General features: G+C 45.2%; 7 protein-coding genes. 1 reads left to right on the top strand and 6 read right to left on the bottom strand.

The features are described 5' to 3' along the window. Positions 1–31: 31 nt before the first annotated feature. The 6 genes from AC59JO_RS05620 to AC59JO_RS05595 form a co-directional block, all read right to left on the bottom strand. Positions 32–2,380 carry a glycoside hydrolase family 2 protein gene (locus AC59JO_RS05620; RefSeq protein WP_497303984.1) on the bottom strand — a complete coding sequence of 783 codons (2,349 nt, stop codon included), beginning with the start codon at positions 2,378–2,380 and terminating at the stop codon, positions 32–34. 10 nt (positions 2,381–2,390) lie between these two features. Continuing rightward, positions 2,391–3,416, bottom strand: a complete 1,026-nt coding sequence (locus AC59JO_RS05615; protein WP_497303982.1) for a glycoside hydrolase family 53 protein — start codon at positions 3,414–3,416, stop codon at positions 2,391–2,393. 227 nt (positions 3,417–3,643) lie between these two features. After that, positions 3,644–4,705: a glycoside hydrolase family 53 protein gene (locus tag AC59JO_RS05610; RefSeq protein ID WP_497303980.1), complete on the bottom strand. Its 1,062-nt coding sequence runs from the start codon at positions 4,703–4,705 to the stop codon at positions 3,644–3,646. Positions 4,706–4,762: 57 nt separating this feature from the next. Further along, on the bottom strand, positions 4,763–5,812 hold the full coding sequence (locus AC59JO_RS05605) for a glycoside hydrolase family 53 protein (RefSeq protein WP_497303978.1): 1,050 nt from the start codon (positions 5,810–5,812) through the stop codon (positions 4,763–4,765). Positions 5,813–5,821: 9 nt separating this feature from the next. Further along, positions 5,822–7,333 carry a RagB/SusD family nutrient uptake outer membrane protein gene (locus AC59JO_RS05600; RefSeq protein ID WP_497303976.1) on the bottom strand — a complete coding sequence of 504 codons (1,512 nt, stop codon included), beginning with the start codon at positions 7,331–7,333 and terminating at the stop codon, positions 5,822–5,824. 19 nt (positions 7,334–7,352) lie between these two features. Further along, entirely contained in the window at positions 7,353–10,469 is a 3,117-nt protein-coding gene (locus AC59JO_RS05595; RefSeq protein WP_497303974.1) for a SusC/RagA family TonB-linked outer membrane protein, read from the bottom strand. Positions 10,470–10,777: 308 nt separating this feature from the next. On the opposite strand from AC59JO_RS05595, the gene AC59JO_RS05590 reads away from it, so the two are divergent. Then, positions 10,778–14,989, top strand: a complete 4,212-nt coding sequence (locus tag AC59JO_RS05590; RefSeq protein ID WP_497303972.1) for a hybrid sensor histidine kinase/response regulator transcription factor — start codon at positions 10,778–10,780, stop codon at positions 14,987–14,989. Positions 14,990–15,001 lie beyond the last annotated feature (12 nt).

The raw sequence follows: 15,001 nt of genomic DNA, 5'->3' as shown, positions 1-15,001 counted from the left end.
TTAATCGTGCGAGTTTTTGAGCCCCCCAATTTTATTGGGCAACTAAAAATGCTGTCTTTAAACCATCTGCTGAAGCCGAAAGCTGAATTTTGCCGGACTTTGAACCAGCCTTAATCAAAAATGCCGCAACCCCGGCTTCGGCTTTTACTTCTTCCGCTCCAATCACCTCCCCTGCTCCCTTTAGGTTTAGTTTGATCAGGTTGGTTGCGTCCGGGATAACGGTTCCATTTTCATCAGTTACTGAAGCATAAACAAACACTACATCGTTTTTGCCTGCAGCAAGCGGTTTTCCGCTGTAATCAACCCTTAGTTTAACCAGTGATGGCTTTCCCGGTGTTTTGCGTTCGCTGGTAGTTACCACCTGCCCTTTGATGTATCCCTTTGCGGTTAATGTACCGGGGGTATAAGCTGTATTAAACGTAAATGGTGCATGTTTAAGGTTATTGCTCATTGTACCTGTATCCGGCTTTTGCTTTGCTATCGACCTACCATTCAGGAACAATTCTACTTCATCGCAATTACTGTAGATCGTTACAATTTTGGTAGCCCGATTATTCCAGTAATTGGCAATGAATAACACCGGTTTAATTTCGGAAGCGTCCCCCTGGCTTTGGTAAAAGTAATAGGCAAATTTGGGTAGTCTGAAAATATCCATGATACCTGACGATTCAATATCCGGTGCATAGCCGCGCTTATAATCAAACATAAGCCAGTTGGCATCACCCGTAATTTTTCCGTTAAGGTTATCGTTATGCGATTCCTGGAAGTTTAAAGCCTGCTGCAACATCCGTTTTTCGCCATCGCCACGCAACTGGCGTGATGTTTTTTCCTGATCAGTAAGGTCTTTATACTGGGTTTGGTTAAAACCTGCGTTTTGGGCATAGTATTCCCAGTCGCCATATTCGGCAATCAGGATAGGTTTCTGGTTAAACTTTTTCCAGTAATCAGGGGCTTTGGCGTGCTGGCGTGCCGGGATAAACACATCATATACCGCGTTCATCCAGCCGCAGGTGTAGGTATCGGCATAAGGCAGTTCCTGGTGAACAATGGCGTGCGCCTTTTCCATATAATCGCGCTTCATGTCAGTTTCGTTAAGCGAAGCTTCCCACAAAATAATAGATGGATGGTTCCTGTCACGGTGCAGCATATCCGTAATAGCCTGCAAACTGTTTTTCTGAAAAGTTTCATCGCCAAAAAACTGCCAGCCGGGGGTTGAATCCATTACAAAAATCCCCAGTTCATCGCAGGCATTTAAAAACGCAGGCGACGGTGGATAATGCGAGCATCGCACAAAATCAAAACCGGCCTGTTTAATTTTATAAGCATCGCGGTATTGGGCATTATCGCTCAGGGCATAGCCTATATAAGGATATTCCTGGTGGCGGTTGGTACCGCGCAATACGTATTTACTGCCATTAAGGTAAAAACCATCGGCCTTAAAACTGATCTGCCTGATACCTGTTTTTATCGACACCGAATCAAGCAATACACCATTGCCTTCAACCCCTACTACAACTTTATACAAGTACGGATGTGCCGGCGACCACAGTGCTGGTTTTGTTATAGTTATGCTTTTTTCAAAAGTATTGCTGCTGTTCGGTTTGATAGCAATTGCAGGAATGTTAATCAAGCCAACAGATTTACCCGAAGCATCATAAACCGTTGCTTTCAATTTAACAGACTGCTTTGTGGCATGATCATTTTGTACCTGTACCTTAATGTTTAAGCGCGCACTTTTTGATGAGATGTTGTCATAGTGCAGCGATACCCCGCCGCCGTTCACCTGCCCGGCGTTAACAGCATCGGTTATATAAACCTTATTTTTTTTGATGAGCCAGGCATTGCGGTAAATGCCGCTGTAAAAGTTAAAATCCAGGTCTTTAATAGGCTTGCCCGGCGGAATCACCGGGTTGTCCTGATTATTGAGCCTGATGACAAGGCAGTTTTCTTTACCGTATAGAGCCTTATTACTGATATCGATATAAACGGGCAGGTAACCGCCTATGTGTGTTTGCAGGTGTTTCCCATTCAAATAAACATCGGCCAGGTTCATAGCCGCATCTATACGGATGGCGATGTATTTGCCAGCGTCTTTTTTATCCAGCGTAAAAAACTTACGATAAAAACAGATACCCTGCCATTGCTGGGCGGTTTTAATAACCGGCTCAATACTGGCAGTATGCGGCAGACTCACCTGTTGCCATGACGAAGCCCCTGCGTGGCTAAAAAGTGGATCATTGATACTGGTGTCTGCGTTTTTTACAAACTGCCAGTTGTTATTGAAAAGGGTAACAGTTATTTTTTTATCGCCTTTGCTTTGCGCTTGCACGGCTGTAACCGTGCTGGCAGCGGCAAGGGCCAACAGAATAATTTTCTTCATTTAGTGGAACTTACTGGCTAATGTGGTATTGATTTTTGATGCTATCATAGGTAGCCATATGCGCATTGGTGTTTCCCTGTTTATCAACAAAGGTTTCGCCCCAGCTAAAGGGCTCCCAAATAAAAGCGCCTTTAACTTTATTACCGGGTAATGAAAAGGCTATATCATTTACCTCGCGTTTGTGTTGTGAATATTCGGCAACCATCACATCCTGCTTATAGCGGGCCGTTAGGCTGGTCAAATTATTTTTTAAGCTATCGGGCGTTCCATGCCATTCGGGATAATATGATTCGCCAATAATGTCGAATTTCACCCCGCGTTTAAGCATGTTATCAACAAAGTAAATGGACTCGGCATTTTGCCCGCCGCAGGCTATGTGCAGCATTATCCTGATGTTGCCGCTCACCCCTCTCACACCGCTGATACCTGCTTTTAAAAAACCGGCCAGGGTATCCAGGTTTTTCAATCGACCATCGGGCCATAAAATGCCGTGGTTAATTTCGTTGCCTACCTGCACCATATCGGGCAGGGTGCCCTGCTTTTTAAGGGTCAGCAGGGTAAGCCGCGTAAATGCTTTTATAGAATCTTGCAATTGCTGGTTGTTAAGCTTTTTCCAGGCAGCAGGTTTATATTGCTTACCCGGATCGGCCCAGGTATCGCTGTAATGAAAATCAAGTAAAAAGCCCATGCCGGCTTCTTTAATACGCAAAGCCATCTTTTTGGTATCCTCCAAACCACAATAGCCTTTTGCCGAGTAACCGCTATCGGCCTTGGGATTGTTGAAGATGCGGAGCCTTACATAGTTAAAGCCATGATCTTTCAAAATGGTAAAAGGATCTTTGCTTACGCCGTTATCATTAAACTTGCGTCCTTCAGCCTCCAGTTGGGGGATAAAGGAAATATCGGCACCCATAATCTGCTTAAACTTAACCGGAACATTTTTGGCCGGCGAATATTTATAAGCCGATAATGCCCCGATACTTACCAGGCCAATTGCTATTAATACCAGTTTGCGTGTACTGATCTTCGTTTTCATATAAATTGTGTTAATAATCAAAATTACGTAGTAAAATTGGTTGGGTGTATTGAGCTTTTTAATTCCCTCCCTCGGGAGGGGCGTTTGGAATGTGCGGTGGCAGGGAGGGGTTTATACGCTTGCCCTAAAGAATAAGCCTGGCGATGAAACCCCTCCCTACACCCTCCCAGGGGAGGGAATCGCACAATCCCGTGCTTTTTTAGTCTATACACCCAACCAATTAAATTTTAATGCACAAACGCATCCATGGCAACGGTTGGTTTACCGCTGCTATCGAACGCGGCCATGGTGTAGCCTTGCCAGCTGCCATATGACTCCGGTTCCCAGTAAAATACACCCAAGCCTCCCGATACCGATTTGGTTTTAGCTATCAAATCGGTTAAAAATGCTTTACTGGTTGTTGGCGCAGACACATCCATCCCAGCCTCGCATATCATTACTTCCTTGCTGTAACGAGATACCATATCCTGCATGTTAGCCAAAACCTGGCTGTTTATGGTAGACCAGTTACTGGTTGACGGATATACCGAAAACCCGCATACGTCCCAGCTTGCGCCGTTGGCCTTAAGACCGTCGAAGATCCAGCGGGTGGTAGTATTATTAAAGCCATTTGCTACGTGCACAATAACTTTTGCTGATGGGAAAATAGCTTTGGTGGCATTATAGCCGCAATTCACCAACCATGCAAAGTTTTTAAAGTTTGTTGCCGATACCGAAGCGCGGCCATCCTGCCATAACATACCATCGCTGGTTTCGTTGCCTACCTGTACCCATGTTGGGGTTATCCCGTTTGATTTAAGGGTGTTTAAGGTATTATAGGTGTAATTGTACATGGTGGTCATTAAAGAGGTAAAATCAAGACTGGCCCATGCAACAGGCTTGGTTTGGTTACCCGGATCGGCCCAGGTATCACTGTAATGAAAGTCGATAAGGATGCTCATACCCGCGGCCGCAGCCCTTTTGGCCTTCGCTACCACATCAGCAGTTGAATTGTAGGTTGATGAAGGATTTACCCATACCCTTAAACGGATGGCGTTAATACCCTTACCGCCTAAAACAGTAAACAAGTCTTGCTGGGTGCCGCTGCTGTTGTAAAACTTTTTGCCCGATGCTTCCATTTGCGTTACCCAGCTCACATCTGAGCCGTAGGCAAATGAGGAAGTAGCTGCGGTTTTCAACTTACCTGTAGCGGTGCTTTGCGCAGCGGCTTGCTTGTTGGCAACTTCTTTGGTGCAGCTCATGCTTAGGCAAAGCATAACAGCTGACGACAGCGTGATGATTTTTCTCATAATTTAATTGATTTATTGGTATTTGTAAAAAATTGGTTTCGTGCTGAATGGCATGAACTATTTAAATGCATCAAGCGCCACTGTAGGCTTGCCCGATGTGTCAAACGCCCCGAGACCATAACTTTGCCAGTTATAGGCCTCCGGTTCCCAATAAAAAACTCCTAAACCCTGTCCGCCGTTCACCGTGCCAACCTTGCTTAATAAGTCTGTTAAAAAGGCTTTGCAGGTTGTTGCTTCGGCGGCGGGCATTCCCACTTCAACTATCATTACCGGGGAACCATACCTGGTAAACATATCATTCATGTTAGTCAGGCATTGTGCATTATAAGTTTGCCAGTTAGTTGTTGACGGATATAAGGACATGCCTATAATATCCCATTTGCCACCATTGGCTTTCAGGCCATCAAACATCCAGCGGAACAGGTTGTTATCATAACCATTCGCCAGGTGAACAATAACTTTTGTAGTGCTGCTTACTGATTTTACGGCATCATAACCAGTGGCAACCAGCGCCGCAAAATTGGCCATGTTTTTTGAAGCGCGGCCATCTTCCCAAAGCATGCCGTCGTTGGTTTCATTGCCAACCTGCGCCCAGTCGGGCGTAATACCATTTGCTTTCAGGGCATTCATTACGCTTATGGTATAGGTGCTTAGCGTAGCTTTCAGATCGGTAAAACTGAGACTTTGCCATGTAGTAGGCTTTGGCTGTTTACCCGGGTCGGCCCAGCTATCACTGTAATGAAAATCGATCATGATCTTCATGCCCAGCTTTTGCGCGCGCAGGGCTTTGGCAACCACGTCGTCGGTATTACACCAGCCATCTGTTGGGTTAACCCAGGCGCGGAGCCTGATAGCGTTCATGCCCTTATCTTTCAAGATCTGGATCAGGTCCTGCTGGGTGCCATCGCTGTTATAGAATTTATAGCCCGACGCTTCCATTTGGGTAAGCCAGCTCACATCGGCCCCTTTAACAAGGGCCGATGTGGTGGTTTTAGTAGTATCGCCCGTATCAGGCTTTTTTGTGACGGTTGAGCCGCCATCTTTTTTACATCCTGCCGCTACCATTAATAGCATCATCCCGGGCAATACAATATTCCTGATATCCATAGCAATCAATTAATAACCGGGTGTTTGGGTTAATTTGCCTTTGCTGGCGGTAATTTCATAAGTAGGCACCGGGAACAGGTATGGCCCTGCGGCTTTGCCTACCGAGGTTAAAGCGCTTTGCCACTGACCATGCCTTACCAGGTCCATCTTGCGCTCGCCTTCAAAATAAGTTTCCCAGCCTTCTTCTTTTAGCAGCCAGGTATCAAAAGCCTGTTTGGTTGCTGTGGCCGATGAAGGCACGTTGCCTATAGCCGCACCACCATGAGCCAAACGTACCTGGTTAACTAATCCAACAGCCTCGGCAGTGGGGCCGCTGTTTTGGTTGATAGCTTCGGCAAGCTGTAACATTACATCGCCAAGGCGGGCTTTAGGAATGTCATTACCCTGGTAAGCATTTAATGATGCGCCACCAAGGTCAGGGTATTTGGCTATAACCGGACCTGATAAACCGTTAGCCTCATTACGTACTACCCCGCTTTTGTTGGTATAACTGGCAACAAGCAGATCTCTGCGTTTATCGGCCGCGTCAAATGAATGATAAAAAGCCCAGGTTGTTGAAACAGGCGCATCGCCACCGGCAAATGAATCTTTTACACGGTTGCCCGGATAATCTTTGGGATAAGTATAAAACACCCAGGGGTTAAAACTGGCGTGGTTTTCGTTACCATCCTGATCAGGTACGCATGATATGGCCCACATGGTTTCGTTATTCCTTTCAGTTGCTTCCATGAACAGGCTGGCATAATCGGTTACCAATGAATAGCCCATGGTCATGATCTGTCTGCCTATTTTTTCGGCATTAACAAAATCCTTTTCGTTCATATAAGTACGCATCAATACCGTAAGTGCGATAGCCTGATTAAAGCGGCCGTAATCTGATGGTGATTTTGGTAAATTTTCGGCTGCGTAGGTCAGGTCGCCAACTATCGACGCTAAAAATGCTTCGCGGGTTGGGCGGGTCAGGTCAGTTTCAGCAGCAGTGTTGATCTTTGATGCATCCAATATTACCGGCACCGGGCCATACAATTGCAGCAGGTAATACATATTCCATCCGCGCGACATGCGTGCTTCGGCAGTCAGCTCCTTTTTAGCGGCATCGCTGATGGTTGATTTGTTGATATCGTCAATGATCTGGGTAATGCGGGTCACAAACCTGATCTTTTCAAAATGGTTATTGCCCGTGCCCTGGTTTGCTAAAAATGTAAAACTTGCGGTGCTGAACTGGGTAAAAATACCGCCCCATCCTGTCCAGATATTTAGCTGATCGGTAGGATAATCAAACATCATGATATCGCCGTACTCCGGGCTAAACCAATCGTTTTGATAACCGGCCGGATCATTGTATCCCCATTTTGACTGGAAAGGTTTATAAACCTCGGTAACGTAATTCACAAAATCGGCCTCGGTTTTAGGGAAATTGGTGGTTGATAACGAACCGTAAATTTGCGGCTCCAACCCTTTTTTACAACTGCTTACCGTTACAGCAGCAGCCATTAAGCATATGGTTATAATTTTTTTCATGTTGATTGCTGTTTTAAGATTAAAAACCGGCCCTTAAGCCAAATGAAAATGTCCTGAACATTGGGTATGGGGCATAGCCGCCTTTAACATTGGCGTAGCTTACCTCTGGGTCAACACCTCTGTATTTGGTAATGATGAACAGGTTTTGTGCATCGGCAAATACACGTACCGATTTGGTGAACTTATTTAGCCATGGTGAGTTAAAAGTATACCCCAGTGTAAGGTTACGGCAGCGTACAAAATTGGTGCTCACCAGGTTTATGTCCGAGCCCTGTGGCAGGCCGGTAGCGCTTTCTATGTAGTTTACACCCGGCCTTGTACCGCTTTGGTTTACTGATGTCCAGGCGTTCAATGCCTGTATGGTGCCACTTTGGGTACTTGATACTATACTGTTAGGATCGCCCCATGCATTATTATAGTTTATTCCCTTACCGCCAAACTGACCGTAAAAGAAAATGCTCAAATCGAATTGTTTGTAGTGGAAATCGTTACCAAAACCAATGCTGATCTTAGGGTCTGGATTTAATTTGGCAATATCGGCACCGGTTAATTTGCCGTCGCCATCGGCATCAACATAAATTGGCGAGCCGGGCAGGTTAGCGCCGCCAGCGGTTGGCTGCGAAGCCGGTACGGTTTGGCCCGGCTGTAAAAGGCCTTTTGTTTTAAAATAGTAGATCTCATTTACAGGATCGTTAACAGCCTGGTAAGTTACGCCCTGATAGGCAAGCAGGTTATCATACACAAAGCGGCTTTTCCACCTGTAGGTATAGTGAGATACGTTAATGGCCGAGTTCCAGGTGAAATCATGTAATTTCAAATTTTGCGTGCTTAACGAGATATCATAACCCTGCCTGTATTGATGACCACCGTTAACTGGCTGAGTTGACAGGTAGGAAAGCGGAGCGGTTGGCCCGGTTGTGCGAAGCAGGTTGGTGATATCATCTCTGAACACATCTACCGAACCGGTTACACGGTCTTTAAATAAACCGAAATCTAAACCAATATTCTTGTTCTCTGTTTTTTGCCAGGTTAATTCAGGGTGATCAATGGCATAACGGGCTATTGTAGCATAGTTAACGGCGCCATTGGTAAAGAAAATAGTATTGCCATCAGGAGCGTAACCGCCATAACCTGCCGAGCCAATGGTACTACCGGTTGTACCTGCGCTGGCGCGAAGTTTAAGCAGGCTCACAAAGTTTACGTTTTTCATAAAATCTTCGTTGGTGATCTTCCAGCCAATGGAAGCCGAAGGGAACGAAGCGTATTTTGTATTAGGGAAAAATAAGCTGTAACCATCATAACGGTATGACAGTGTCAACAGGTATTTATCTAAAAAGCTGAACGAGCTCCGCGCAAAGTATGAACGCGTTTTGCTGGCCGTTTTTACCGAAGTGATACCGATATTGGCAGTTTCAGCAGATAGGTTGGTCGCGCCAATTACATCGGCACCGCCGGCGCCCTGGCTACCAAAGGCATTATAGGTGTTTTTATATTGACCTGCACCCGCAACGGCATCGATATTTAAAAATTTAGCGATATCTTTTTTAAAGGTTACAGTAGCCTCCAAAGTCTGGTTTTCGCGGTTGTTATAGTTCATAGATGCCCGCGACAGGTTTTGCGAAAAGTAGAAAACCGTGCTCGGCACAAAAAAGGTGCGGTTGGCCGCCTCATAATTATCGCCAAACAACAGGTGCCCGGCCAATACGCCCGGGATTACTTTCAAATCAGCAGATAAATTGGCGTTTAATGAATGATAGCTGGTATTGTCCTGCACATCCAATAATGATACAGGGTTGGCAATAACCCCGTAACGGGTGTAATTACCGCTTGCATCACGTACCGATACGTTTGCAGGATAGCCCAAAGCGGCCTGTATAATACCGAATCCCTGGGTTCCAGAGCCACCTGTTTGCCCGCCTGATGACGAGTTTAAATAGCTATTGGTATTACCGGTGAAGTTTGCATTCAGGGTTAAAAATTTAGCCGGGGTAAATGACAGGTTAGCGCGGCCGGTGTATTTATTGAGGCCCGCTCCTTTTAACGTACCGTCTTCATTATAATATCCACCCGAAAAATAGTAGGTAGCTTTTTCACCGCCGCCGTTGATATTTACCTGATGGTTATTGATAGCACCCGTGCGGAAGATCTGGCCCAGCCAGTCGGTGCCATTACCTGCTGCTGCAATATCGGCAGCGCTGTATTTTGGTGTTGGCAAGCCGGATTGCGGGTTGGGACCGTAAGGCTGCTGTTGTTTGCCGGCCAGGTATTGATCAGTAATAAGCTGATTGTATAATGTTTCGTATTGGTTAGCTTTTAGCGGTTGCAGATAAGGATAATTTTTTTCGAAAGAATAGCTGCCGCTGTAGGTAATGTTCAATCTGCCAGTTTTACCTTTTTTGGTAGTGATGAGGATTACACCGTTGGCTGCATTTACACCGTAGATGGCGGCACTGGCATCTTTCAACACCTCGATAGATTCCACATCATCGGGGTTTAAACCGGCAAGGCCGCCACGGCTTACACCATTGGTTTCACCTGCAATGGTACCGTTACCAGGCTCAAGTCCATCGCCCGGAAATATCACCCCATCAACCACATACAGCGGGTTACCGCGGCCGCGGATAGACAGGTTGATATTACCGCCCGGCTGTGAACTCCCCTGTGATACCTGCAAACCCGAAGCCCGGCCAAACAGCAATTGAGGGATAGAGTTATTGGCCGCCTGCGGGATCTTTTTAGGATCGACCTTGGTTACCGCAGTAGTAATATTTTGGCGGGTAGTAGTACCGTAGCCGATAACCACCACCTCGTTAAGACCGTTCTGTTTGGTATCTAAGGTCACGTTTAAAGTACTGCCGCTTACGGTTACTTCCTTGGCGTCATAACCCAAACCGCGGAACAATAATACTGTACCGCTGGCTGCTTTAATGCTGAATTTCCCGGCAGCATCGGTAGCCGTTCCCTGCGATGTTCCTTTGATACTAACAGAGATACCGGGTACCGTTGTACCATCTTCTTTTGAGGTAACTGTACCGGTTACTGTTTGCTGAGCATAAACACCGGAGACAGACAGCATAGCCAGCGTAAACACCAGCGGGCATAATCTTCTCCAAAATTGAAAAGTAGAGTTTTGCATATTTGATTTTTTAATTGGTTTAAAACAGGCTTTTTCCACATAGCACAGATGCATGCGGCGGCGATATCAGGCGTGCGGATTTAATTGCTGCATCAAATTTTAGCAGCCGCACACATCAGTTCATGAAAGAAAAAGCATTTGGTTTACTGTACAAATGACAGGTTTAAATAATGATCGGCTTTGTGCAGATGTTCATTTTTTTGGTTCAAACTGTTATTTATTGCTATAAAAACAGCCGGAGAGCACTTTTTAGCTGTATTTTTAACATTTATTGTTAATATTGTTCAATACCAATTGAAACCTAATAATTGCGTTTGATTTTTCAGTTTGAATTGCCCGTGTCGCGTAGTAACATATTTAAGCTAAACAGTTGGCTGTACAGCATAGGGATGCTTGCCTGCGGATTGACAATGGGCTTGTTTTGTTTTACGCAACATGTATCGGCACAGGTACCCAAACTAAAGTTCAGCCATATTAACAGCCTGCAGGGATTATCAAACAATACCATTGAAGCTATTTATCAGGATAAGCGCAAGTTTATATGGTTTGGTACCCGCGACGGGCTAAACCGATACGATGGTTACCAGATCACCGTATTTAAAAACAGTGCTACCGATGTAAATACCATCAGCGATAACTTCATCCGTTGTATGTTTGAGGATAGCCGTCATAACTTATGGGTAGGCACCAGTAATGGCTTAAATAGGTTTAATGCTTTCAAAAACACTTTTACCCGTTATAAACACAGCACAGCCAACAACCAAAGCATTTCAAACAATATTGTAAACTGTATTTATAGTGATAAAAAAGGCAACCTGTGGATAGGCACTGCCGATGGCTGCCTCAATAAATACGATACGGCAAATAACAACTTCGGCCATTTTTATTATGATAGCGGCATGGCTAAAAGTGAAGAAAGCAGGCAGATCAACTACCTTTATGAGGATAGCCATAATAACCTTTGGGCAGGTACCGGCAGTGGGTTAAAGATCTTTAACCGGGTTAATAATACATTTAGAAATGCTATAAATGGATTAGGAGAGATCAGCAACCCGGTAAACCGGATCCAGGAAGATAGCCTGCAGAACCTTTGGCTGGGCATAGAAAATGGCGGCCTCATGGTGCTCAACTTTAGGGATAAGACCATTAAACGTTACCAGCATGAGCAGCAGGTTAATGGCAGTCTTGCAAACGACCAGGTGAAAAGCCTGCTGGTTGACCGGAAGGGCAATATCTGGGCGGGCGGCATTAACGGCGGCTTAAGCCTGTTCAACCCGCAAAGCGGAACATTCAGCAATTATCAAAATGTATCCGAAAACTCGAGCAGTTTATCGCAACGCACAGTATCAGCTATTTTTGAAGATGATCAAAGTAACTTGTGGGTGGGCACCCATCGCGGCGGGGTTAATTTGTATACCCCTAAAGCCAATAAGTTCAGGCTATTGCAAAACGAATCCGACAACAACAGTTTGAGCTATAATGACGTGCGTGCTTTTTGCGAGGATGAAGCCCATAACATCTGGATAGGAACAGATGGCGGTGGGCTGAATGTTTATGATCCGCATAGAAACACCTTTAAATATTACCGCTATAACCCGAATAATAATAACAGCCTTGCTGTGGATGCCGTGCTGGATATTTTGGTTGATAAAAACAAGGTATGGGTAAGTACCTGGGGAGGCGGGTTGAATTGCCTTGATAGAACAAGCGGTAATTTCACTCACTTTACCAACAACCCCGCCGATAAAAGCACCATTAGCTCAAATTATGTTCAAAAATCATTTAAGGATAGCGAAGGCAACTTTTGGGTGGCTACTTATTACGGAGGCCTTAACCTGTTTGATCAAACAACACACCGGTTTACCAGGTTCACGGAAACTGCTGATAAAAAAGGCCGTATCCAGGGCAACAACATCGTATCCATCAATGAAGACCGCAACAAAAACCTGTGGATAGGCACCGATGATGGCGGGCTGAATTGTTATAATCTTCTTACAAAAAAAATCAGTCATTATTTTACCAACCTTGAAAAGCTGCCCGACCTGCGGGTGATATTCATTGATCATAAAGGCAGGCTGTGGCTTGGTCAAACCGGGCTCTATTTGTTTAATGCTGCTAAAAACAAGTTCGAAATTTATACCAATAAAGCCGGACTTGGTACAGAATTTATTAAAAGTATAGAAGAAGATGCCACCGGCAATTTTTGGATCTCCGGTTCAAATGGGTTGATGAAGTTTAACCCAACAAATCTGCAGTTCAGCAAATACAATGCTGCCGACGGTCTGCAGGGCCAGGAGTTTGAAGCCAACTCATCATTAAAAGCAAAAAACGGGTACCTGTATTTTGGCGGAGTGGATGGCTTTAATGTTTTTAACCCTTCGGCCATCGTGGCCAATCCCTACATTCCACCGGTTTATATTACGGGGCTGCAGTTATTCAATAAAATAGTTGAACCTAACGCGCCGGGGTCGCCTCTTTCAGGCGATATCAGCTTAACAAAATCGGTTACTTTAAGCCACGGGCAATCAACCATTGCCTTGTACTTTGCCGCGCTCAATTATACCGCTGCCGAAAACAATAAATACAGCTACCGGCTGGAAGGCCTCGACCCCAACTGGTATTACACCGCTGAGCGTAAAGCAGCCTACACTAATTTAGAGCCGGGAACTTACACGTTTACGGTACGGGCAGCCAACAACGACGGCTTATGGAATCGCACCGGTACCTCATTAGTGATTATCATCACCCCGCCATTTTGGGCTACATGGTGGTTCAGAACATTGATGATCGCGGTTATCCTTTTCAGTATTTATGAAATACTGCGTTTTAAAAAGAACCTCGACCTGCGCAAGATCGAAGAAAACAAACGCGAGGAGATGCACCAGTTGCAGCTCCAATTTTTCACCAATATCTCGCATGAGTTCCGTACACCGCTTTCGCTGATATTAGGTCCGCTGGAAACATTGCTTGAAAAAGGCAAATCGGCCACCAGCCAGTATTACGAAGTGATGTACAGGAATGCCAACCGCCTGCTCCTGCTCATTAACGAGCTGATGGATTTCCGGAAAGTAGAATCAGGCGCACTTAGCCTGAAGGTTACACCAGGTAATCTCAATACTTTCATCAATGAATTAGCTGCCGAGTTTAAAGAAGCGGCCATTCAAAAAGACATCAGTTTAAATGTAGTATTAAACAATCCCTTCGATAATACATGGTTTGACAGGCAGGTACTTGAAAAAATTGTGCTCAACCTTATCAACAATTCGCTGAAATATACTCCTGCTAAAGGGATGGTAACGGTTGAGGTGCTACACAATTTAGCAGATTTCAAATCCGGTTTTGAAAATGAGCTGGTATTAAAAAATAATTTCAGGGCGGGCAGGTATGCTTACATCAGGATCTCGGATAACGGCATCGGCATTTCTAAAGATTCCATACAGCATTTGTTTGAACGTTATTACCGCATTACTGAAACTCACCTTGGCTCGGGCATAGGTTTGGCCTTTGTGAAAAGCCTTACCGTATTGCATAAAGGCGACATTTATGTATACAGCCAGCGATATGCCGGTACTGATATCATCATCGGTCTCCCTGTTTCAGAAATTGACTACGGCCAGAAGGAAAAATGGAGTGAGGTCACAGAACCGGGCGGCACCAGATTGGAAAGCATCCAGATGGAGCTCCTCGCCCCTGCCGGACCGCTTTATCCGGTAAAAACACAATCGGCGGCTAACAACGGTCGTAAATACCAGATCCTGATTGTAGAGGATAATGACGAGATCAGGGCGTTTATCAAAAACTCGCTTGAGGGAAATTACATAATAAACGAAGCTATTGACGGGCACGACGGCCTAAGCAAAGCCAAAGAACAACTACCCGACCTGATCATCAGCGATGTGATGATGCCGGGCATGAACGGTATCGACTTTTGTCATGCCATAAAAGAGGATCTGGATACCAGTCATATTCCCTTCATCATGCTTACCGCTAAAACTAACTTACAGGCCGAAATTGAGGGTATTGGCTCGGGAGCCGACCTGTATCTGCCCAAACCCATCAGCATTAATTTGCTTACCCTATCCATCCGCAATATTTTTGAGCAACGGCAAAAGCTGAAAGATCGCTATCTTAAGAACCATCACATTGAGGTGCGGGAGCTGGTGCATTCATCAAAAGACAAAGAATTTATGGATAAGCTCCTGTTGATTATTGATAAGGAGTTAAGCAACCCGGATCTTGATGTAGACCAGCTTTGCAATACCATAGGCATGAGCCGTACCAAGCTTTACCATAAAATCAAGGAAATTTCGGGCCAGGCGCCGAACGAATTTATCAGGAGCATCAGGCTAAAAAAGGCCATCGAGATCATGACCCATGAGGATGTACTGTTAACCGAGGTAATTTATCGGGTAGGTATCCAAACGCAATCGTACTTTACAAAGGCTTTCAAAAAAGAATACGGCAAAACACCAAGCCAGTTTATACAGGATTTGACACGAACAGATAGAAACCAGAGTTGATTATTCGGTCAT

The sequence above is a fragment of the Mucilaginibacter sp. A5337 genome (assembly GCF_059690695.1).
This window is presented reverse-complemented; position numbering and strand designations above follow the sequence as displayed.

Bases quoted from the DNA above. Each gene is read 5' to 3' on its own strand.
- AC59JO_RS05620 (WP_497303984.1), bottom strand. From the start codon at position 2,380: ATGAAGAAAATTATTCTGTTGGCCCTTGCCGCTGCCAGCACGGTTACA.
- AC59JO_RS05615 (WP_497303982.1), bottom strand. From the start codon at position 3,416: ATGAAAACGAAGATCAGTACACGCAAACTGGTATTAATAGCAATTGGC.
- AC59JO_RS05605 (WP_497303978.1), bottom strand. From the start codon at position 5,812: ATGGATATCAGGAATATTGTATTGCCCGGGATGATGCTATTAATGGTA.
- AC59JO_RS05610 (WP_497303980.1), bottom strand. From the start codon at position 4,705: ATGAGAAAAATCATCACGCTGTCGTCAGCTGTTATGCTTTGCCTAAGC.
- AC59JO_RS05595 (WP_497303974.1), bottom strand. From the start codon at position 10,469: ATGCAAAACTCTACTTTTCAATTTTGGAGAAGATTATGCCCGCTGGTG.
- AC59JO_RS05600 (WP_497303976.1), bottom strand. From the start codon at position 7,333: ATGAAAAAAATTATAACCATATGCTTAATGGCTGCTGCTGTAACGGTA.